This window comes from Sphingobacterium sp. SYP-B4668, assembly GCF_027627455.1.
In the GTDB taxonomy this organism is placed as follows: domain Bacteria; phylum Bacteroidota; class Bacteroidia; order Sphingobacteriales; family Sphingobacteriaceae; genus Sphingobacterium.
The window spans coordinates 2,480,810-2,503,466 of the sequence record NZ_CP115483.1 but is presented as its reverse complement, the minus strand read 5'-3'; the positions used below and the strand labels follow the sequence as shown (position 1 = coordinate 2,503,466).

Sequence of the window (22,657 nt, the reverse complement as noted above, 5' to 3'; positions counted from 1 at the left end):
GACCGTTCTACCATCCGTAAAACCTGACGAGACCAAAGGATTTAATTAAGGCTAGTAATGCTTCTGCTTTGCTTTTATCGGGTACTTACGGCCCTCTTTATTCACAAAATAATACCATTCCCCTTCCTTCACCAAAAGCGGCCATGTTTTTTCGATATCATCGTAGTTCCGTCGAATATCATCGTACAGCGGTTGCACCAAGATGTTACCAGACCAGTCTGCCAAACCATATTTACCATTCTTCGTAAAAGTAAAGTTGGCATAGTTACTACTGGATTCGATATCACTATACCCAGGACCAAGTACAGTGACGCCATTCCGGCGGACCATCATTTGCGCCCCTTCCTTCAGGAAAATCAATAATTCGGAATCCTTTCCACTGGTATAGACTTCGTTATACTCAAATGGGACGACGATACGTCCATCCAAACCAATCATTCCCCTTTTGTATTTAAATCCCGAATGGCTCTCCTGATCCTCTATTTTCTTGGCTGCCAAAGCATATCCATCATAGAAATCGTCGACTTGTTCAACTTTGTCAAATCGTCTTTCTTTGCCTAATGTATCGATAAAGAGATTTCCCTCGTTGCTGTATATTTTTTTTATCCCATGATAGAAGTCACCCTTAACGCTATCCTTATACGCTGGAAAGCGAATCAATTCATAACTCCCCTCCGATGTCCACGATGCGTTGGCATACATCTGCCTACCGTCTACATCTGTAATTTGCAAAGATTTGTCTTTGGCCTCTAGTAAAAAAAAACGATTGCTCAATAAGCGTACATCTACGGTAGCAGGAGGAAATACACGATTGCCGCCACGCTCCAAATCGTATAAGACAAATTCATACTCATAATCCTTAATCAACTTCTTGGCAACAATGAATCGGTCATTTAGCATCCTAATATCTTGCTCGTGTGGCATAATCAACACCTTCCTTGTGTCCAAATCAAACAAGCCTATACGCTGTGCATAGTGACCTTGCTCTTTCCCGTCAGAAAATACGATAAAGCGATTGACTAAATCGAGCCGACTCTCAATCGCTGATTTGGAATATTGGTACGTATCGTTACGACTATATTGAGGAGAAAGTATTTCACTTCCATTTTGGTCCACAATTCCCATTTTTTGATTGGACTCTACTAAGAAGAATGTCTTCCCATTATAATAATGCAACTGTACATTATTATACTTCCCCATTGGCACTATAGTTTTTCCGGTCCAGCTGTAGATTCCTTTTTGTCCATTTTTAACGACCTCGATAAGATAAGGCGACTGCTCTATCTGCGCTTCATAAGCCATTCTTTTCTTCACTTCCTCAGGTACTGCCCTACCTTGATCAGGTGGAGTAAGAGCTATTACAGGAATACCATCATATTTAGGTTGGCCACTCGCGGTTAGGAACCGGACTTCCTCGTGGTCCAAGCCCAACAGGATTTTTCCATGCATATCAATCACTCCGTATTTACCTGCTTTCTTTGCAATCCCAAGACCTCTGATCCACGACGGTAGGGCCTCAAACTCATTGGCGACCATCACTTTTTGTGTAATTGGATTGATGACACCATATCGTTCGTCTTGCTTAAAAATCAAGCATTCCGAATCAACAATAGCTTTGTAGTCCGCATGTCCGGAGAGTAGAACTTTCCCTGTGGTATCCATTAGAAAACGTTGTTTTCCCTTGGACCCCTCTATATAGGTCTGTTTGCCCCCAATCACGTACCGCAGATAATCATCGTACTCAACTGGTATGATCATTTTTCCGTCAATTCTGGCCAATCCACTTTTATCCGGAGTACGCATCTCTACGAATTCATCGGACAAAAAATTTGTCACATAATCATACATAGGCTGTTGTAGCACTTTACCATCCTTGACAGTAGCCCATCCCCATACATTATTTTCAGCGACACCAACAATGTTTTTATTAACCACTTGAGCATCCTGAAACTGTATAGGTACGACTATTTTTCCATTCTGATCGGCAACCCCTGCTTTACCATCTTTTTTTAAGACTATGTATATATAATCATATTGTTTTCCCTCATGCCATTGTCCCTCATACTTCGTCGCAAGATTTATTTCGTCATACTCAAAAGGCACGACTAGGTCGCCGTTATCCTTTAAAACACCGTAATGCCCATCCTTCACCACTACAAATAGATTTGCTGCGTGGTCCTCGACATCATCTATCCAATGGTTCCCGTTTAAATCATAATAGAAGGCTTTACTATCTTTCTTTACTTTTACCAAAGGCGAGAGATAATCGCCAAAGGCTATCGACTCCACAACTTCTACTGCTTGTGCTGCTACTAAGAATGGCTGTAATAAGAGAGTGAAAATAAAAAGATATTTCATTAGCAAGGTATTTGTTGTTTCAAATATCTTCATTTTCGTCGGAAAAATCTCCCCCTGAAACCAGCTAGTTTTTTCTTTCTCAATCAGCCCATAATTGACCAATCGCTAGTCGACAATACTCGAGATTATTCAACGCTGCATTTATGCACCTATTAAATTCGGAGATATGGTTTCAGACCATTACAGTAGCTGACAAATTAGCGGTTCAAATCAAAAACATCCTAGTAACAAATAGATTTTTCGATAACGTTAGACAGCAATCAATTTTCCTGTAAGCTGAAAATCGGTCCACGAAACCAATACTAACAATACGTAGAAGACAAATTTATTTTGAACGGTATTTCCTCAAAATCTGTTGAGATTCCCTTGCCGAAAGAATGGAAAAACGATATTGTTGCCTATGTCTATTGAGACTGGAGATGTCTCCTTGCTTTTCATGGTTAACAGATGTTAACAGTACAATGCCTTTGTCTTTACAAAGATAATAACTGTATATGCCCTTGGGTGGGACCAGTTCAGTATGAAGAAGCCTATACTTGTCATTTTTTAATTCCTTACTGAAATTAAGAAAGCTTGCATCATTATAGTGGGCTAAAGTGATGCTGTTGTCTTCGCTTTTCTTTTTTATATTAAAAGTAAGGGAATAATCTTCGTCGCGTTTTATGAATACTACAGAATCTACTCTCTTTGACGTATTTCGATCTATTTGCAGTAAATAGTAGTCTTTTTCTAACATCATAATCTGCAGATCGGGCAATGATGTAGTGCGCATAGATAACAAATCATCTAAACTGATGAGCTGACATTCGGCTTTCTTCCCAAAAAGAATGAAAAGTAGCATCAAAAGATATCTAAATTGAATAACTTTCATAAGCTTGGTAAACTATTAAGGGGATGACATCAGTATATTTTTGAGACACCCCCTTCAAAACATTAATATGCTAAAAAATCAATGATTTTCGCACGGTTGCTTAGTTATTATCGTTGGATTTCAGCTGACTGTCCATATCGATATATTCATCATCTGATTTGATTTTATAAGCCTTTACACGGGCAGTTACCGTATATTTCTTTCCCTTTTGATCAACAGTATAGGTCGGATTCAATATACCGTCTGCTCCCTTTTCAATAGCAGCTTTCTCGGCCATCATGACCGCTACGTTCTTGAGTTGATCTAGTGTATATTTTTTATATTCTTTTTTGTTCTCTACAGTATAGGCAGTATTACCACTCAAAATGGTATATTCCGACCTTTTCAACTTACCATCAATCCTAGTAGTTTGAGTATTGATACCCGTTTCTACCAACTTCTTACCTTTACATGAGCCGAATAGACTAACTAAGACCAATGCAACCAAAACACCCTTGATAATTTTCATAATTACTAAATACTTAAAATTTTGTTTGAATAAATTATTACGCCGCAAAGATAGAATGACCCTATCCATTTTGTCAAACAATGGACGGGTAGTTGTCGGCTAGGTAGTCACTACTCCCAGAGTAGGCAAAGAGAATGAATTCTTGATTTTCAAACCCTTAGATTGAACGACCACACAGAAGCCACCACTCGAAACAATCAGGAGCGATTTTTGGGTTAATTAGCCTTAATTCCACACAGTAAACACCCCTACCCTACGGGTAGTTAACCATGCAATGAATTGAAAATGAAAACATAGACATCGACTCAAAACTTAAACGGTTAGCAGCAGTCGAGCGTTAAATTAATTAGCAAGTCCTACTTTTTCTTTTCAAGTGCATACACAACTACTCCACGGGTAGTTACCAGATACAAGGAAAACTATCCAAAAAGTGGTCTTCAAAGGAGCTAAAAAGATAGTTTAATCGAGCCGAGCCGTCAGATTTTTGCCGATTTAATGTGCTGTACATCCTGTTCAATGCCAATCTTAAAGTAATTATACAAGTATCAATTTACATGGACGCTGCTCTACGTCAATCTATCTCGATGAACAATGAATCGTAGTCTACAAACGAATTAATAAAGACACCTACAAGGCTAATTCTCATGTAACTATTTGATTTACCGTATTTATGTGTACTTTAGCAAATGGAATAATCTGCCTATGAAAAGTTTCCGAAAATATTGGAAAGTCCTAATGGATACTGGTACATATTCGGGGATGTCCTATATCGAATCGAAGCGGGTTCATATGGTCAATCTGATTGCTTTGATATGCATATTTCCAACGATTTATTTTGCGACCGTCAATTTTATTGAACATCGCTACCTCCTATCGACGATCAATCTCTTCAGCACAATTAGCTCCCTTTCCGTACTCTTATTCCAATACTATGGCAAACTTAATTTCGCCAAGGTAATGTTATTGGCCAGCAACTATCTTTTTTTCTTTGCTGGCGCCTTGCTATATCGTAATGGAGGAGAATATTTTCTTTTATGTATCTTAATCGTCTCCATGCTTCTATATGATAGTCGACGTGTCCATGTGGTCTTTGGAACGGCAGTTATCTTAGCCATAGTCATTATATATACATCACCCATTATCGTGTTTTTCGAAAAGTCTGTACCCAGGTCCCGTGCTGTATATAATATAGTCAGTGCCCTTGCCTTCATCCTTGTGGTGGTCAACTTCTTTAAACAGATCATCTACAACAATATGAGAAAAATTGAACAACAACGTCTCAAATTGCAGTCGATCAATCAGGAAAAGGAAAAAGTATTTTCTATCATCGCCCATGATATCAAAAGTCCGTTTGCGAGTTTAGAAGGAATGGTGTGCGCGCTTAAGGAGCAACTACTACACGGTGCTGCTGCTCCCGAATTCATCCAACATTTGCACCAACAAATTATCCAACAAAATCAAACGTTAGACGACTTGTTGCAATGGGGAAGCAGCAATCTAAGGGGAATAGAACATAGATCTGAAACCGTTATAGTCAAACCCATCCTTGACGACATTATCAGGTTATTCGATGAACAAATACGACTAAAGCAATTAACCATTCATCTTAACATAAACGACGAAACCGCGGTCTTCGCCAACAAAGACCATGTTATTGTAATTTTACGCAATTTCATCAGCAATGCAATCAAATTCAGCTACACCAAGGGACAAATCAGCATCTACACATCGGTAAATAAAGAATTGACCTTTATCCATATCAAAGATGAAGGAGTTGGTATAAATGCATCCCAATCGGCTTTATTATTTAACATCGTCCAGCACAAATCCCTGGGTACTGGAGATGAACCTGGAGCAGGATTGGGGCTTGTCCTATGCAGAGACCTGATCGAGCGAAACAATGGAGAGGTCGATATCAAAAGCATTCCTAATGAAGGATCTGTATTTTCAGTGGGCCTACCAACACAAAATCCCCTAATCCTATATTCCGAAACCTTGTCTCATATAAATAAGTTAGGAATGGAGGCCAAAAAAGTAGCCTCACATTGACAGCGAATAAGGTAGGCATAAACGCCCCACACTACATAAAAAAAACATTAAACCTGTGGCCATGGGGATCGGAGAAAACAAATCCGTAATATCCCTTACCAAATTCTTCCGGACGGGATACTACTGTACCTCCTACCCGCTCTACTTCTTCGGCCCAACGGTCTACATCGTCTTTACTTTCGGCGGAGAGTGTAAATATAACTTCGCCACCAACATTTGTATCGGCTAATTCGCCTTTCATCGCCTCGCGCAATACATCTTTAACAAAGAAGTTGATGACAAAGCTGTTGTCGCCGAAAAAAACACTTGTCAACTCTTTTGAGCTTCCATTGATTCTAAATCCTAATTCGGAGTAAAACTGTTGCGTGCGCTCTAAATCGTCTACAGCCAAATTGGCCCATATCATTTTTGGATTCATAACACCATTCTTTTATAATTACCTAAAATTACCGCTTTTAATTTTCATTGGACTTGTCATAAGGCAAGTCCATATTAAGGAATATAACAAAATGTCGCGTAAAAGGTTATGTTAGGCTACAAATAACGAGTTAAACAACAACGCCTTCCTTGGAAATCCAAGGAAGGCGTTGTCTTTAAGTTGAAGTACGATTAGTTAAAGATGTAACGAATACCTACTTGAATTTGATATCTGGAATCAATTCCTGTATTATTGATAAAAGTTGATTTCCCTAAGTTAGGGTTTACCGTATATGTAGGTGTATTTGCAACAGCTTTTTGATACTGTAAAAAGTTTCTTATCGCAGGTGTTTTAGTTATACCCCAATCGCTATTCAATAAGTTACCTACGTTGATAACATCAACCATAACTTGAAGCTTATGGTCATTTTTACTTTTTATGATACCCGATAATTCTTGCGTAAACCTTAAGTCAAATCGATTCATCCAAGGATACTCAGCGCCATTACGTTCTGCATATTCCCCCTTCTTGCCTTTTAAATATTCATCTTGATTGATATATTCTTCCAATCTAGACCATTGCGCATCTGCAGTTTCTAATACTTCGATGATATTGTTATTGTCATCCGTTTTAACACGATCGACCAAATGAATATCTTGTCGATTCTCTGGTATATACATCAAAGCATTTCCGAATCTTCCCCCTGAATTCAAGATATCTCCTGCAACAGTATAGCTAAATCTAGTTGCGCCAAAAGTATCTCCATAAGGTCTTCCTTCATAGTAAAGTCCAACTTTAGAGGGGAGATTTTTAGTAATGTTGAAATTAATATTGACAGCTGCCACTATTCTATTTTTAACTACGAAACTAGAATAAGCCAATACTGGACTGTTTGGATTACTTACAATAGGATTGCCTGTATAAGCCGAGTTTGCCTGTGAACCTGGATTAGACGAGATATCACGAGCATCGCTATAGGTATAAGCCACCATAGCATCCCCGTACTTCCCAAATCTCTTCTCCAGTTGTGCGGTGATGTTATAAGCATATCCTTTGTTGGTATTGTCTAGAACAATCGCTCTGGTGATGCTGGAATTGATTCTAGATCCGCTACCACCATTGTAATATTCTCTGTTATCTCCCGTACCGATATAGCTACCTTTAGGTTCAATTAGATTCGCATCCCTGTGATAGACTTCATTTAGAGATTTGGTATAAATTCCTTCTAAAGTAGCTCTCATATCCCAAGGTAAAGCATATTCAACAGCCAAATTTGATCTCCATATTTGTGGCATTTTAAAGTCTCGTGATGTAACATCAATTTCATACGAAGCTGGTCCGCTTGCATTTGCTGGAATATAAGCAGTTGGATCAGGATTGAATGGCCTATTTGTAGGATCGGACAGGAAATCGCTACCAAATGTCATACCTGTCTGTCCTGCTTGGTTGGTCAACCACACTCCTGGTGTTCCACCAGTAAATATGCCCGTCCCCCCTCTAACTAATAATGACCTGTCACTATTGACATCCCAATTGAATCCCGCTCTTGGAGAAACCATTATTCGAGTTTTTGGGAGACGGGCAACATCAAGTTTCTCTCCATTAGCAAATGTCATTGCATTCACTTGTTCATTTGTCTTGATAGTACCCGTATATACTGGAATATCAGCACGAACACCATAACTCAGTTTGAAATTAGGTTTAACAAACCATTCGTCCTGTGCATATAGAGAAATAGGCATTAGGCTGAAATCCGCTGATGGTTTAGCGACTCCTGGTATCACAGAATATGTCAATTGATAAAGCAACGGATTAACACTCTCATCTCCATTTGCAGCAGCTATAAAGTCATTTAGATTTTTATATCTAAATTGTCCGTTAAACATCTGAGCAAATGCATTGCTGTATTTTTGATAACTTAAAGACCCTCCAAAAGTGAACGTATGCGCTCCAGCAAAGTAATTAAAATTATTGCTAATGGTAAACAAATTCTGATCCAATGAATTTAAACCAGAAAATGGTTCAGTACCAAAGGAAATGTAATTTGCTCCATTTCCATTTTCTATATCTACCAACGGGAACGCTCCACCTGCAGTCTCTCTATAATCTCTGAATGCAGAATATACAATCTGCAATTGGTTTGCGAACCGATTACTGAAATTCGAATTCAACTCAGCAGTGATGGAATTGATATTGTTAAACTGTTTATAACGTAGACCAGAAAAAATCAAGGATGTTTTGCTAGGTCCTCTACCTGCATTACTATTAGAAGTGCTCGGATTGACATCCCTGTATGAATTCAAATAGTTATAGCGAAGAGTAAGCTTATGGATATCGTTTATATTCCAGTCTAATTTTGCCGTTATGTTATCTGCCTTCTGTTGATTTTCAAAACCTTCATAAATACCTGGATCAAATCCAAAGCGATTCAGTAAAGTATTTTTTACTAAATCCATATCTGAAGCCGTTACATTCGATACATTTGCAACATCTACCTCACCCCTATTGGCCAAGAAATTTGTTCCGGGGGTGGTCCTTTTAGTAGTCTCTCCATTGATAAAGAAGAATAACTTATCTTTAATAATGGGCCCACCGGCGGTAAAACCGAACTGCTTATTAGAATATATCTCTGTCTTTGGGATTTTCTCGCCTGCAACCTTATAACCCTGTAAATCTTGGTTCTTAAAATACGTATAGACTGATCCAGAAAAGGTATTAGTGCCAGATTTCGTTACCGCATTTACTCCCGCTCCAGTGAAACCTCCTTGTTTTACGTCATACGGAGACAGGTTGATTTGAATACTTTCAATCGCATCCAATGAAAAAGGTTGAGCACCAGTTTGTCCTCCTGGTAGTGCAGATAGGCCAAATGCATTATTCATTTGAGCACCATCCAATGTTAAAGAATTAAACAAACTATTTCTACCAGCGAAGGAAAACCCGTCCCCTTGGGAGTTCGCTTGAGGAGTCATCTTTGTCAAATCCGTGATACTTCTAGAGATTGCAGGCATCTCTTCAATTTTCTTTCGACTTATTTCAGTAGAAATCCCAGTTTTACTACTTCCCCTTTTTCCCAAAACAACAACTTCATCCAAATTTGTAGTATTTTCATCCAATGTTGCATTCAGGACAAAAGGTTGTCCTAGTTGAAGGAAGAGATCCTCATATACTAAAGGGTCGTGACCAACATAGGTCACTTCAACTTTATAGGGTCCACCTACACGCATATTTGGAAGGTTAAATCTCCCGGCAGCATTTGCAGATCCGGAGTACACCGTTCCAGATGGCACGTGAACAGCTTTAATAGTTGCGCCAGCTGTGGTTTGTCCGCTACTTTGCGTAACTAACCCAGTCATGCTACTTGTGGTGACCTGCGCTTGGATAGTACCATAGCTTGCAAGAACCAAAGCAAAAAATAGTAAAGATTTCTTCATTATTTTGAATTATGAATATATTGTTCTGCAAAAATATAAAGTCGTTTTGTATTATTTGTAAACTTAACACAAACTTAATATACAATAGCCGCCCATTACCACCCTGCTATTTATAAGTATTCTAAACAACTAATAGTTGGTTGCAAAATTCATAAATCCAGCGGCCGTTTCAAGTTGAGAATTAAACCCCAAAACCTAATTCGTTGAAAAATTAACAAATTTTAACAAATGTGGATTGTGGATAACTATTTTCAATAAAAGTTACAACATTCATAATTGATGTTACAAATAGCCAAGAAGTAGGAGGAAAAACTATGCAAACATAATAGACATATCTACAAACAACTATGCTTGCATAGCTACCTACTCTTTCCAATAAAAAGAGCCAGCTTCTAAATAGAAGCTGGCTCTCAATCTCAAAAAGTATTGCAGGATTTACAATTTCTTCACGCGGATATTCCGGAAAAACACTTCCGATCCGTGTCCTAGAAATGCAATATGCCCAGACGTACGTTTCAAGCCTGGATGTTCTTTACCGTCTAGCGTTCCATTTTTGGAAGCAGCAGCAAGATCGCCATCAAGAATCACAGTACCATTTACCGTTACTTTGATTTTGTTTCCTTGGATACGGATTTCCTCCGTATTCCATTCACCCACTGGCTTCAAAGCACCTCTTTTTGCAGTGATTACACCGTATACAGATCCATGATACTGATAAGGTTTCAAATCCTTGTACACATCTGCCTCATTATCCAAAACTTGAATCTCCATGCCTTGGTAAGCTGCATCTCCATTCAAAGGCGTGCGAAGTCCTACTCCGTTATTGGCACCAGGTGTTAATTTGAACTCAAATCTATATACCACATCTTGATATTCATCTTTTGTATATAAATTACCTCCATATTTAGCATTCGGATAGACGATCAAATGTCCTTCCTCGTTGATACCATATCCTTCCGAAGGCATCCATTTATCTAGATTAGTACCATCAAAAAGCATATCAAACCCGTCGTTCTTCTCTTGTGCACTCAGTGCAAACACTTCTTTCCTTGGAAGGCTCTTGATAAATACATCACGATAATACACTTTTGTACCATGCGCTTGCAATTCAATTTGTTCAGTCGGGAATATAGACTGATTCCGGTCCCAATAATTTTCCAACGGGACATTATCAGTAACGAGTACGCCATTAAGCCATACGGAAACCTTATCATCAATCATCTTGATTTTAAAAGTATTCCATTCACCCAATGGGTTATCAGCGACTTTAAGAGGATCTTTAGCGTGCTTCTGGTTGTTATATAAACCGCCAGAGCCTACTTGTGCTCCAACGTTCGTTCTCGAAATATCCCAAATTTGCACTTGTGGAGTACCTCTCAAATACACACCTGCATCTCCCTCTTTACCATTCTTATCCAGTTTCCAATCGACCAACATTTCGATATCACCATACTGTTTGATAGTGGCTATATTATCTCCGTGGCCATCAAATACCAATTCGCCATTGACAACATGCCATCCTTCACGCATCTTTTGATCAGCCTTCACCTGCTCAGCTTCCAACGTTTTGGCATCCATCTTAGACCTTTTGATTGGATCGGCAACCAAGCCCTTCCAACCACTTAAATCTTTGCCGTTGAATACCTGCTCGAATCCTGCCTTGTTAGGCATTTCAGCAAGGTGGCGCACGACAGCTTCTTTTAAGTAAGAGCTTTCGCTACCCGAAAGATTGCCGATCACTTTGTTTAAAATAGCACGTACTTCTTCACCAACATACTCCTTATGATCAAGCGCTATATTCATGGCAGTATTCGAAGCACTAGATTTCAATGCAGCATTATCCATATATTGAGCTGCAAAAATCATAGCTTGATAAGTGCCAGTTCCCTGAAGTGAACCCAAAGCCTGATTACGTTGTGCATCAGTTTTAGCGATAGCAAAAGCGTCTCTCAAATACAAAGCCTTTTGTTCAGCGCTGAAATCTCCAATATTCGTCAGTTTTATTAAACCTTTATAAGCCACATCAAAGTTTGCTGCATCGCTTTCCGTCCGGGAGATTTCCACTAGCGCAGGCAATGCTTCGGCTGTTTTCCATGAGGCCAATGCTGCAATGGCTTTGCCCTTCAGGTCAGGTACATCCGAATTGCTATGCTGCTGTACCGCTTTAAGGGACTCCGAGCCGCCCACACCCGCAAATATCGGGAAATACTTAGAGACAGAGGTCGAAGCAGAAATGGACACATTTTTAGCAAGTTTTTCCAAAAAGGCATCTTTATCGTTGCTACTGGTGATTGCATTAATTAGTGCAACCTGTAGGTATGGCGTCTCTTTCTCCGTTGAAGTAGGCAATAACCCCAATAAATCATTGATATCGCTGTCTGTAGTTACAGTAGGCAAGGCTTTGTACGCAGCTAGACGTACCTGTTCGTCAGCACTTTTTGCTAAAGGTAAGACGGCCTTAGCCGATCCTGCATTAGTTCTGCTGGTCAGGACCTCCAATAAGGCGATCTGCGTCTTCGTATCTGCAGTAGATAATGACTCGTTGACAATATTCATAGTATTGGCATCTTTAGAAGCCAATAGCAATTTTTGAATAGCGGCCACCAACGGAGCATCAGCCCCCTTTAATTGACTGATCAACAAAGGTGTAATCTGACTTTTCGTCAAGGCATCCAGTGCCTGTAATCCAGCTATCTTGGCATCGCCTGTCGTGCTTTTCAAAACAACCTTCTCTATATTCTTGATATCGGAATCTTTACCTTCAAGCGCTAGGTAATCAAGTATGCTCTCTTGAACACCTGGACTAGACTTCTTCAATGCGCCGATAAGCTTTTTTGTGTCTCCAGCATCACCCAGCTCTCCTATCAATTGAAGCGCGACATGACGATAAGCAGCGTCTTCACTAACAGCCGCCGCTAGTAGCGCTTTCTTCTGTTTAGTAGGATTGATTTTCGTCAAAATCTGCAAGGCTGCAATCTTTGTTTCGATAGCATTATTAGCGGTCGCTCCTTTAAAAAGAGCTTCAGCAATCTTCTGGGCCTGCTCGGATTTCTTATTATCAACAAGCGTCTCTGCATAATCTGCGGCCAAGCCTGCTATGTCATTGGCTTCGTACTTATACTTGACCAGTTCTACTTGATTTAAGAAAGCTGGCGCCGACTGCTCACCTCCAATTTTACTAAGTGCTGTGAAAGCAGCTTTTTGAAATTTAGGAGCATTGGTATTCTTAATCAACTCTAGAATCTTAGCTTCTCCCTCCGCAACTTTCAAATCGCCCAAAGCAGTCACGATAGCCGTTTTCTTTACATCCGAATCCGCACCGTTTAAGGCTTGCACTAATGCTGATTTGGCATCATTGGTATTGATGGCAACAAGTGCTCTTGAAGCTTTACCTACCAAATAATCATCCGTTAAATACTTGCTTATTGAAGAGACAGATTCATTTTTTCCTACTTGTTGAAGCAGTTTAATGACATATCCCTTGTTGTCCTTATCAGCCAACTTGTCCAAGGCTACAAGCAATCCTTTGGCATATGACTCCCTTTTGGCGTCCATACCAGCTTGCGTTACATAGAATGCATAGGAATTTGTTGCATACTCGATTTTTGCATTATTGCCACCCTGCGGTTGCAGTTTGGTAACCAATTCCACGATATCATCGGGACTGAAGTTCTCCAATTCTTTCATTGCCGCCGCAAACTTTTCGTTTTCCTCGGCAGGCTGTTGAGCCAATACATCCGCAATCTTGGTTGCAGAAGTACGGTTAGAAGGTAACTGCGCATGCGCGGCAACCTGTAATATAAATAGAGCTGTTAGTAGATTAAAAGTTTTTTTCATCCTTTTATATTTCTTAATGGCTGACAAGAGCCCTCCCTAATCAAATCGGGATTGGTTCCATCAGAATTTAAATTGAATCTTAAACGCGATGAAGCAATCATAGTAGACAAGATGTCCTTATTTAAGCAAAGCCTTGTATGATATGATGGTTTCATTTTAAGGTATTATTGGAAAGTAATTAAATTGTCCAAGGACCTCTCATCGGTTGATGAATCAAACGATTAGCTCCCTCATCATTTATAAATACCTGCTTGACCGAATCAAACTTCAACGATCTGTTCAATCTTAATGCTATAAGCCCCATGTTGACTAAAGTACAAGAACGGAAACCATTTTCTTCATTCAATGCAAATTTCTGTCTTGTTCTAACAGACTCTAAAAAGTCCGTCATCTGTGGTGCTGGCTCTGGATATTGTGCCAATTTTCTTTCCATATCTGGGATATCCGAAACAAACCCCTTATAAAGCTTTCCTTTAGGTCCTTCAATATAAGCGACTCCCTCATCTTTACCTTCGCCATCCAAAATAATCTGACATCCATCAGCATAGGTATATACAACACGTCTCCAAGTCCCAACGGCATCACTATGCTGTTGAGGAGCATCCACTTCAACAGACACCGGACTCTCCTCATCTTTACCTAAGAAATACTGAACCGGATCAAGATAATGCTGTCCCATATCTCCAAGTCCACCACCATCATAATCCCAATATCCTCTAAAAGTAGTGTGCACACGATGCGTACTATACGGCTTGTATGGAGCTGGACCCAACCACATGTCATAATCCAATTCCGAAGGAACTTTCTCCACTGGCAAATCTTCTTTACCAATCCAGAAAAATTTCCAGTCAAATCCAGTATGCTTGCTAATAGTCACCTTCAAAGGCCACCCCATCATACCAGTATCCACCAATCTCTTAATTTTTGAGACCGGTACATTCATACCGTAGAAGTTATCTTTAAATCTAAACCACGTATTCAACCTAAACATGTTACCATGCTGCTTTACAGCCTCTTTAACCTTCAAACCTTCACCTATAGTTCGTGTCATAGGCTTCTCGCACCAGATATCTTTGCCTGAGCGGGCTGCTTCTACAGCCATCAAACCATGCCAATGTGGTGGAGTTGCGATATGCACGATATCTACATCTGGAGCCTTTGCTAAATCCCTAAAGTCGTGGTATTCCTTCACACCTCCGCCCAGCGCTTTTTGCGCGAGTGCTAAATGGCGCGTGTCCACGTCACAGATTGCAACGGTCTTGGTGCCCGCGTACTCAAAATGTCCTCTCCCCATTCCGCCTACACCGATTACTCCTTTTGTTAGGTGATCACTAGGAGCTAGGAAACCTTGCCCCCCTAACACAAAACGTGGTACAATTGTAAAAGCGGCAGCCCCTATAACTGACTTCTTGATAAACTCACGTCTTGAATTGTTTTGTTCTTTCATATTGTTGTTTGTAAGTTTTAGGTGTTGATTTATAAATCGTTACGTGAAGTCAAAATTTATCAACTCCATCTTTTAAAGATATTAAAATAATTTTATATTGATCTTTGAATTGAAAATTTAATTGTAAAATTTTTATGGTCAAACAAAAACTTATTAAACGATGATAACTTTTATCCCCAAAGATTCTAATCTCTCCACAAGTCTAGGATTTACGTCTTGGTCCGTTACCAGTACATCTATTTGGTTCATCTCTGAAATTTTACCGAAGCTTTTACGTCCGAACTTACTAGAATCAGCCAGTACAATTACCTTTTGAGCCGATGCAATCATTGCTCTATTTAACCGTGCTTCATTGGCATTGGTCGTCGTAATTCCAAAGTCCAAGTCTATACCGTCGACTCCTAAAAACAACTTCGAGCAAAAAAAATCTTTAAGAATCATCTCCGCGTAGGCTCCAGTGACTGAAGTCGATGTTTTTCGCAATGTACCCCCTAGTTGAATAATTTCAACATTCTGATGCTGAATCAATTGATGAGCAACATTCAAAGCAGACGTGACCACCGTAAGCTGCCCCTGAGGGTCTATCTCTTTCGCCAATGATTGCATGGTAGTACCCGAGGCTATTATAATAGAATCATTGGGCTCGACAAACTTTGCAGCCGCACGCCCAATTCTCGTCTTTTCATCCGCATGCAGCTTTTCCTTCTCGAATACCGTACGGTCCGTGGTATACGGATTTTGGCAGGTTGCACCCCCGTGCACCCTAAAAAGTAAAGAACTATCTTCCAAAAATTTTAAATCTTTTCGAATCGTGACAGTGGATACACCCAGCTCTTCACATATTTCCGAAACAGTGATATTCCCGTTCTGCTTGAGCTTATCCAGGATAAAATGATGCCTTTCGACGCTGTTCATAATATAATCTATTCAATTTCTCTAAGGTAAAAACTTTAAAGATTATAACGAATATAAAAAAACAACGACTTTCGTTTATTTTCCTTTACTTTCGTTTACTTATTTTATTATATTTGTTTTGTATTGCAGTGAGCGTAAAAAGAAATTTCTAACAGCAGCAGCAAACATTTTGAGACAAAAGTTAATTATCATGGTATCCAGATATTTTCTGAAGGAGTTAACCATTGCTTACATTAAATAATACGTATATGAAGTTTGACAGAAATACAAGCATTCAATCCCTTTCTCAGACCGAGCATTGGGACATTGCCATTATAGGAGGCGGTGCTACCGGACTTGGGATAGCAGTGGATGCGGCTTCGAGAGGATTTAAGACCATCCTTCTCGAAAAATACGACTTTGCAAAAGCAACTTCGAGTCGCAGCACCAAACTCGTCCATGGAGGAGTTCGGTATTTGGCCAATGGAGATGTCAAACTTGTCTTCTCCGCATTGCGTGAACGCGGATTAATATTCAAAAATGCTCCACATGTAGCGCGTACACAAAGCTTCATCATTCCCTGCTATTCATTTTTCAGTCGTGTTAAATATCTGGTTGGACTCAAATTATATGATTGGATGGCTGGAAGCCTACGTATTGGCAAGTCAATCTCCTTAAATAAAGCAGAAGTAATTGACCGATTGCCTACTGTGAAAAAGTCCAAACTACAGGGGGGGATACAATACTATGATGGACAGTTTGATGACGCCCGATTGGCTCTGAATTTAGGACAAACAGCAGCCGAACATGGAGCGACTGTACTCAACTACGCCGATGTTACACAAATACACAAAGATCAAATGGGCAAAGTCTCGGGTTTGACATTTATAGATCAAGAGACGGGTATATCACACCAGATTAAAGCGCGCGCTATTATCAATGCGACGGGAATATTCGTAGACGACATCCTCAAAATGGAGGAACCTAAGCACAAAAACTTAGTGAGACCCAGTCAAGGAACCCATATTGTTATCGATAAGAAGTTTTTAGGCAACACCGATGCCCTTATGATTCCCGAAACAAGTGATGGCCGTGTTCTCTTTGGTGTGCCTTGGCATGACCATGTCTTGTTGGGCACTACCGACACCCCTTTGGACCTACACCAGATTGAGCCACGACCGCTTGAGGAGGAGATAAAATTTATTTTGGACACTGCGCATGCATATATGGAGACTGCTCCATCGCGCGCAGACGTATTGAGTGTATTCGCAGGTCTCCGGCCTTTAGCCGCCCCACAAGATAATGACACCAATAGCACCAAAGAGATATCAAGAGATCATAAGCTCATCAGTAATGCTTCCGGGTTAGTTACCATTACCGGTGGCAAATGGACCACTTATCGTAAAATGGCTGAGCAGACCGTAGATTTAGCTATCAAAATCGCTAACTTGCCTGCTGAACCATGTGTCACCACAGATTTAAGAATACACGGCTATGTACATAACCAAGAGCAGGGACATTGGAAATTTTATGGTAGCGATGTCGAAGGGATCCGTGAACTTGCAGCCCGTATACCTGCTTTAGCTGCCCCCCTGCATTCTAAATTTGCACATATAGGTGCTGAGGTAGTCTGGGCTGTGGAACACGAAATGGCTCGCACGGTAGAAGATGTATTGGCCCGCCGAATGCGCATCTTGTTCCTAGACGCTCGAGCATCCTTGGAAATGGCACCGACTGTGGCCAAGTTGATGGCAGAGACCCTTCATCAAGATCAACAGTGGATCGACAACCAACTATTGGCATACGAACAACTTACTCTAAATTATATATTAAAATAACCCATTATAAACCATGGAGAACAAAGAATTTATAGTCGCCCTTGATCAAGGAACAACCAGTTCAAGAGCCATCATATTTAACAAATCGGGGGAAATTGAATGTGTTGCGCAAAAAGAATTCAAACAACACTACCCACAGTCGGGATGGGTGGAGCATGATCCACAAGATATTTGGTCTACACAAATCTCGGTGCTAGCCGAAGCGCTGTCCAAATCCAAAATCAATTCGTCCAAAATTAAAGCAATCGGTATCACCAATCAGCGTGAGACCACTGTTATCTGGGATCGAAAAACAGGAGCTCCTATCTACAACGCTATTGTTTGGCAAGACAGACGAACAGCTGATTACTGTCGTAAAATAGCTGAACAAGGACACTCGGCCCTTATCCAAGAAAAAACAGGCTTGTTGATCGATGCCTATTTTTCAGCTTCTAAGATAAATTGGATTCTGGACAATGTTAAGGGGGCCCGCAAGAAAGCAGAAAATGGAGAATTAGCATTTGGAACGATAGACAGTTGGTTGATTTGGAACCTAACCAATGGACAGACACACGTAACAGATGTCACCAATGCCTCCCGCACCATGATCTATAACATCCAGAAGATGGAGTGGGATCAGGAATTGTTGACTATTTTTGACATCCCCAAATCGTTATTACCAGAAGTAAAAAGCTCTTCCGAAGTCTATGCAGAGACCTCACTAGACATCCTTTCCAATAACATTCCGATTGCAGGTATCGCCGGGGATCAACAAGCAGCACTATTTGGGCAGATGTGTACCAGCAAAGGAATGGTCAAGAATACATATGGCACCGGTTGCTTCATGCTTATGAATATCGGCCAAAAACCAGTATTTTCGACCAATAAGCTCGTAACTACCGTAGCTTGGCAAATAGGTAAAGAAACCACCTATGCACTAGAAGGAAGTATCTTCATCGGTGGTGCCATTGTCCAGTGGCTTCGAGACGAATTAGGCATTATCAAGTCATCGTCAGACGTAGAAAAATTAGCCCGCTCCGTAGCAGATACCAATGGGGTATATCTCGTCCCTGCCTTTGCTGGCCTCGGGGCTCCAATCTGGAATCCAGACGCACGCGGCACATTAGTGGGCCTATCCAGAGGCGCAAACTCAGCGCATATCGCTCGAGCTGCCTTGGAAAGCATCGCCTTCCAAACGCTTGACATACTTAAAGCAATGGAATCCGACGCCAAGCTATCCATTAAAGAACTTCGTGTAGATGGCGGTGCTACCCAAAACAACTTTTTAATGCAGTTCCAGTCGGACATCCTCGGTAGTACCACCATCAGACCGCAAATCACTGAGACTACTGCATTGGGTGCGGCCTATCTTGCTGGCCTTGCTGTCGGCTTTTGGAAAGATATTGAAGAAATTTCCAAACAATGGAAAGAAGACAAGACCTTCCGTCCAGATAAGCAAGTCGATACGAAGACGCTGATACATGAGTGGCACAGAGCAGTTAAGACCGCACTATTCTGGGCAGAGAACAAATAAGACACCTATAAACCTTTATGATAATTTATGACACCTTTTTTAGCTGAATTAATCGGAACCGCAGTTCTCATCCTTCTGGGAGGAGGAGTAGTAGCCAACGTAGTACTTAATAAAACCAAGGGCAACAATTCGGGATGGATTGTTATCACCACGGCCTGGGCTCTTGCTGTATTTGCGGGGGTAGTGATTGCTGGCCCATACAGTGGCGCCCATCTAAGCCCTGCAGTAACCATTGCCAATATGGCTTTAGCAAAGATGAGTATACAAGAGGGTGCCGTCTATATTGTGGCCCAATTCTTAGGAGCCATGTCAGGTGCATTTTTGGTGTGGCTACTTTACAAAGATCATTTCGATGCAACTGAAGATTCTGGTGCCAAACAAGCGGTATTCTGCACCGCGCCCGCCATTCGGAATATCCCTATAAACCTAATAAGCGAGATTGTAGGCACATTTGTATTGATTTTTTCAATTTTCCATTTTACAGATGCCAAGTTAGCAGATGATTCCACCGTGGGCTTAGGTTCTATTGGCGCTATCCCAGTAGCCTTTATAGTATGGGTCATTGGCTTAGCACTGGGCGGAACAACAGGGTATGCCATAAATCCCGCCCGAGATTTAGGACCTCGTATTATCCATGCCTTACTCCCTATCCGAAACAAAGCCAGCTTTGACATCGGATATGCCTGGGTACCGGTCTTAGGTCCAATTATCGGTAGTCTGCTAGCCGTTGGTCTTTATCTTACCCTTAATTGAGCGCAGACGGACGACAACAATCCAGACAAATGAAACCAACAATATTCAATATCGGAGGTCTAATTTTGACATTAGGCCTCCTATCCTGCTCCACTTTAAAAAAATCGGACTCAAACGTGAATACCAAATTCCCAGATTTCTCAGCAGAAGCTCATCGTGGAGGCAGAGGACTATACCCCGAAAACACGATAGAAGCCATGCAAATGACCATGCAGGAATGGCCAAATATCACCACACTAGAGATGGATTGTCATATTACAAAAGACCAAAAAGTGGTTGTAACGCATGACGACTATCTCAATCCAAAGTATATCAAATATCCAAACGGAGAGGACATTCCCGCCGACAAAAAATATCTAAAAGTATTCAGTCTCCCTTATGAAGACCTCAAAAAATACGATACGGGCACTAAGTTTTTCAAAGACTTTCCAGAGCAAAAAAAACTTAAAACCCATATTCCTCTGCTATCAGAGTTAATTACCGCCGTTGAGCAGGAAGCTAAAAACAAGCATCGAGCACCGATGTTCTATAATATTGAAACGAAAAGTTCCGCCAAAGGTGACGGTATACTTCACCCTGATCCTAAGACCTTCGTAGATTTATTAACCCAAGTCATCATAGACAAAGGAATCGCTTCTAGGACTGTCATCCAATCTTTTGACAAACGGACCATTCAATATCTTCACAAGATTTATCCTCAGATAAAATCATCCTATCTGATTGACGCCAAAAATCAGCAATCCATTGATAATCTTGTTGCAGACCTAGGCTTTATACCGTTTATTATCAGTCCCCATTACAAGATTGTCACCACTCAATTCGTAAAAGACTGCCATGCGAAAGGGATTAAAGTTGTGCCTTGGACGGCTAATGATAAGGAAGAGGTCCAGAGACTTCGGACATTGAAAGTGGACGGTATAATTAGTGACTATCCTAACTTATTGTGATGCACCATTTGACTCATCATGACAATTGGCAACCCTATTCTACGGTTGCCAATTTCTTTTCCATTATCTTGTCTTCCATTAAAAAACCTGAGCCAATGTCAATATCTTCTGTCCCCACACATTCAAATCCCATTTTATTATAAAAATACACCGCCTCATTATACTTATTTACATTTAAAGCGAGCTTTTGATCCCCATGTAGCATAGCTTCTGCCTCCACCTTGCTAAGTAAGACCTTACCTACCCCCTTTCCCTGCGCTTCTGGTAAAACATAAATTTTATGGATTTTTGTAATAGCCTCATCCTGATAGTGCAGTTCATAAGAGACATACCCCAAGTATCTACCATTCTCCACTCCGAGCAGAAAACAGTGCCTTTGGTCCTCCATCTGCCTCATCAGTGCCTCTTGGCTATACATCATGTTCAACATATACTCAATCTGAGCCTCGGATAATATCTTTCCAAAAGTAATGGGCCATGTTTTAAATGCGATTTTTCGAATCTCTTCGATATGCTGTACTGCTGCACTTATAATACTTATCATCTTAATACTTAGTTTGCGTCAATACACCAAACTTAGATAAAATGCTTTTCATTCGGTAATATCTGGCTAAAAAACGCCACATAAACGATTGCTTTAGTATGTAAATATTTAAGACTAAGGAGCTGCAAAATTAGAATACGGTCCAATCAAAAAAACGTATGAATGGTGACATATTAATTGTTTTTAGTAAATTGTGAAGCATTATTTATAAACCAACCATTCATAGATGAAGAACCCCATTGGCATCAAGGATATTGCGGAAATGTTGAATATTTCCGTATCTACAGTCTCTAGGGCATTCCGAGACACGCACGATGTCAACCCCGAGACCAGAGAAAAAGTACTGGCCCTAGCGCGAAAACTAAATTTCAAACCCAACAAAAATGCCTCGGCTCTAGCCTCTGGATCCACCAAAAACATTGGTGTAGTCATCCCCTTTATTACCAACTATTATTTTTCCATGGTTATTTCCGGCATACAGGAAGAAGCCTATGAACAAGATTATAATATCATTCTATATGTAACCAATGATAACCTTGCTCGGGAGAAAAATCTTATGGAAAATCTTTCAACGAGTAGTTTAGACGGTCTGCTCATCTCCATCTCTTCAGACTCCTATATCAATGACCATTTTGAACAACTTATGTCCAAAGGACTCCCTATTGTCTTCTTTGATCGGGTCCCCAATGACATGCAGGTTTCCAAAGTGGTACAAGATGACTTTGCTGGCGCCTTCCAAGCTACACAGTATCTCATCCAAAATGGATATACACGGATAGCACATATAGCTGGTCCAAAAGACCTCAAATTCACCCAACAACGATTAAGTGGCTATATCAAAGCCCTAGAAAAAAGCAAAATACCTGTAGACGAAAACTTGATCATTCATTCCGGTTTTTCACAAGCCCATGGTACCGAAGATCTGGAAAAACTAATAGCGCTTTCCAAACGCCCCGATGCCATTTTTGCAGTCAATGACCGCAAAGCAGTCGGTGCTATCTTAGCTATCAAAAAAGCTGGTCTTCGAGTTGGAAAAGACATTGGTGTCATCGGCTTTACCAACGACCCCATTTCCACCGTGGTCGAACCCAATTTAACGACAATAGAAGAACCTGCCTTGGATATTGGAAAACAAAGCTGTGCATTGCTCATCCGTCACATTAAAAACAAAAACTTTGAAATTAAGGACATCGTACTGCCTGGAAAGTTAATCATACGAGACTCTGTTACCCGAAAATGGTGAGTA

The 22,657-nt window shown here is 40.5% G+C and carries 15 protein-coding genes; 6 read left to right on the top strand and 9 right to left on the bottom strand.

Features of this window, described 5'->3' with window-relative positions; translation table 11 throughout:
- Positions 1 to 51: 51 nt before the first annotated feature.
- From OQ289_RS10515 to OQ289_RS10505, 3 genes are all read right to left on the bottom strand, one after another.
- On the bottom strand, positions 52 to 2,358 hold the full coding sequence (locus tag OQ289_RS10515) for a WG repeat-containing protein (protein ID WP_270090696.1): 2,307 nt from the start codon (positions 2,356 to 2,358) through the stop codon (positions 52 to 54).
- A 325-nt stretch (positions 2,359 to 2,683) separates the two neighbouring features.
- A complete protein-coding gene (locus OQ289_RS10510; RefSeq protein WP_270090695.1) occupies positions 2,684 to 3,229 on the bottom strand; it encodes a hypothetical protein in 546 nt (181 codons plus the stop codon).
- A 100-nt stretch (positions 3,230 to 3,329) separates the two neighbouring features.
- Positions 3,330 to 3,737, bottom strand: coding sequence for a hypothetical protein (locus tag OQ289_RS10505; RefSeq protein WP_033565872.1), 408 nt, complete (start codon positions 3,735 to 3,737; stop codon positions 3,330 to 3,332).
- A gap of 702 nt (positions 3,738 to 4,439) precedes the next feature.
- Between OQ289_RS10505 and OQ289_RS10500 the strand changes: the two genes are divergently transcribed.
- The gene (locus tag OQ289_RS10500; protein ID WP_270090693.1) at positions 4,440 to 5,786 is read left to right on the top strand and encodes a sensor histidine kinase; all 1,347 of its coding nucleotides are present in this window, start codon (positions 4,440 to 4,442) and stop codon (positions 5,784 to 5,786) included.
- 31 nt (positions 5,787 to 5,817) lie between these two features.
- Here OQ289_RS10500 and OQ289_RS10495 read toward each other — a convergent pair whose 3' ends face one another.
- From OQ289_RS10495 to agaR, 5 genes are all read right to left on the bottom strand, one after another.
- A complete protein-coding gene (locus tag OQ289_RS10495; RefSeq protein WP_270090692.1) occupies positions 5,818 to 6,204 on the bottom strand; it encodes a VOC family protein in 387 nt (128 codons plus the stop codon).
- 191 nt (positions 6,205 to 6,395) lie between these two features.
- Positions 6,396 to 9,638 carry a TonB-dependent receptor gene (locus OQ289_RS10490; RefSeq protein WP_270090690.1) on the bottom strand — a complete coding sequence of 1,081 codons (3,243 nt, stop codon included), beginning with the start codon at positions 9,636 to 9,638 and terminating at the stop codon, positions 6,396 to 6,398.
- Between the two features lie 435 nt (positions 9,639 to 10,073).
- A complete protein-coding gene (locus tag OQ289_RS10485) occupies positions 10,074 to 13,475 on the bottom strand; it encodes a DUF1080 domain-containing protein (protein WP_270090689.1) in 3,402 nt (1,133 codons plus the stop codon).
- Positions 13,476 to 13,653: 178 nt separating this feature from the next.
- On the bottom strand, positions 13,654 to 14,922 hold the full coding sequence (locus OQ289_RS10480) for a Gfo/Idh/MocA family oxidoreductase (RefSeq protein WP_033565867.1): 1,269 nt from the start codon (positions 14,920 to 14,922) through the stop codon (positions 13,654 to 13,656).
- A 153-nt stretch (positions 14,923 to 15,075) separates the two neighbouring features.
- On the bottom strand, positions 15,076 to 15,837 hold the full coding sequence (gene agaR / locus OQ289_RS10475; RefSeq protein WP_270090688.1) for a transcriptional repressor AgaR: 762 nt from the start codon (positions 15,835 to 15,837) through the stop codon (positions 15,076 to 15,078).
- 248 nt (positions 15,838 to 16,085) lie between these two features.
- On the opposite strand from agaR, the gene OQ289_RS10470 reads away from it, so the two are divergent.
- The 4 genes from OQ289_RS10470 to OQ289_RS10455 are packed head-to-tail and all read left to right on the top strand — an operon-like array spanning position 16,086 to position 20,867.
- A complete protein-coding gene (locus OQ289_RS10470) occupies positions 16,086 to 17,654 on the top strand; it encodes a glycerol-3-phosphate dehydrogenase/oxidase (RefSeq protein ID WP_270090687.1) in 1,569 nt (522 codons plus the stop codon).
- Between the two features lie 13 nt (positions 17,655 to 17,667).
- Positions 17,668 to 19,167 carry a glycerol kinase GlpK gene (glpK, locus tag OQ289_RS10465; protein WP_270090686.1) on the top strand — a complete coding sequence of 500 codons (1,500 nt, stop codon included), beginning with the start codon at positions 17,668 to 17,670 and terminating at the stop codon, positions 19,165 to 19,167.
- A gap of 27 nt (positions 19,168 to 19,194) precedes the next feature.
- Positions 19,195 to 19,920 (top strand): MIP/aquaporin family protein, encoded by a 726-nt coding sequence (locus OQ289_RS10460; RefSeq protein ID WP_270090684.1) that lies wholly within the window; start codon positions 19,195 to 19,197, stop codon positions 19,918 to 19,920.
- Between the two features lie 29 nt (positions 19,921 to 19,949).
- Complete coding sequence (locus tag OQ289_RS10455) at positions 19,950 to 20,867, top strand: glycerophosphodiester phosphodiesterase family protein (RefSeq protein ID WP_270090683.1); 918 nt, start codon at positions 19,950 to 19,952, stop codon at positions 20,865 to 20,867.
- A gap of 34 nt (positions 20,868 to 20,901) precedes the next feature.
- On the opposite strand, the gene OQ289_RS10450 is transcribed toward OQ289_RS10455, so the two are convergent.
- Positions 20,902 to 21,411: a GNAT family N-acetyltransferase gene (locus tag OQ289_RS10450; RefSeq protein ID WP_270090682.1), complete on the bottom strand. Its 510-nt coding sequence runs from the start codon at positions 21,409 to 21,411 to the stop codon at positions 20,902 to 20,904.
- A gap of 226 nt (positions 21,412 to 21,637) precedes the next feature.
- On the opposite strand from OQ289_RS10450, the gene OQ289_RS10445 reads away from it, so the two are divergent.
- Positions 21,638 to 22,654, top strand: coding sequence for a LacI family DNA-binding transcriptional regulator (locus tag OQ289_RS10445; RefSeq protein ID WP_270090681.1), 1,017 nt, complete (start codon positions 21,638 to 21,640; stop codon positions 22,652 to 22,654).
- Positions 22,655 to 22,657: the final 3 nt, after the last annotated feature.

Bases quoted from the DNA above. Each gene is read 5' to 3' on its own strand.
- OQ289_RS10490 (WP_270090690.1), bottom strand. From the start codon at position 9,638: ATGAAGAAATCTTTACTATTTTTTGCTTTGGTTCTTGCAAGCTATGGT.
- glpK (WP_270090686.1), top strand. From the start codon at position 17,668: ATGGAGAACAAAGAATTTATAGTCGCCCTTGATCAAGGAACAACCAGT.
- OQ289_RS10505 (WP_033565872.1), bottom strand. From the start codon at position 3,737: ATGAAAATTATCAAGGGTGTTTTGGTTGCATTGGTCTTAGTTAGTCTA.
- OQ289_RS10485 (WP_270090689.1), bottom strand. From the start codon at position 13,475: ATGAAAAAAACTTTTAATCTACTAACAGCTCTATTTATATTACAGGTT.
- OQ289_RS10460 (WP_270090684.1), top strand. From the start codon at position 19,195: ATGACACCTTTTTTAGCTGAATTAATCGGAACCGCAGTTCTCATCCTT.
- OQ289_RS10445 (WP_270090681.1), top strand. From the start codon at position 21,638: ATGAAGAACCCCATTGGCATCAAGGATATTGCGGAAATGTTGAATATT.
- OQ289_RS10495 (WP_270090692.1), bottom strand. From the start codon at position 6,204: ATGAATCCAAAAATGATATGGGCCAATTTGGCTGTAGACGATTTAGAG.
- OQ289_RS10515 (WP_270090696.1), bottom strand. From the start codon at position 2,358: ATGAAATATCTTTTTATTTTCACTCTCTTATTACAGCCATTCTTAGTA.
- OQ289_RS10510 (WP_270090695.1), bottom strand. From the start codon at position 3,229: ATGAAAGTTATTCAATTTAGATATCTTTTGATGCTACTTTTCATTCTT.
- OQ289_RS10470 (WP_270090687.1), top strand. From the start codon at position 16,086: ATGAAGTTTGACAGAAATACAAGCATTCAATCCCTTTCTCAGACCGAG.
- OQ289_RS10480 (WP_033565867.1), bottom strand. From the start codon at position 14,922: ATGAAAGAACAAAACAATTCAAGACGTGAGTTTATCAAGAAGTCAGTT.
- agaR (WP_270090688.1), bottom strand. From the start codon at position 15,837: ATGAACAGCGTCGAAAGGCATCATTTTATCCTGGATAAGCTCAAGCAG.
- OQ289_RS10500 (WP_270090693.1), top strand. From the start codon at position 4,440: ATGAAAAGTTTCCGAAAATATTGGAAAGTCCTAATGGATACTGGTACA.
- OQ289_RS10450 (WP_270090682.1), bottom strand. From the start codon at position 21,411: ATGATAAGTATTATAAGTGCAGCAGTACAGCATATCGAAGAGATTCGA.
- OQ289_RS10455 (WP_270090683.1), top strand. From the start codon at position 19,950: ATGAAACCAACAATATTCAATATCGGAGGTCTAATTTTGACATTAGGC.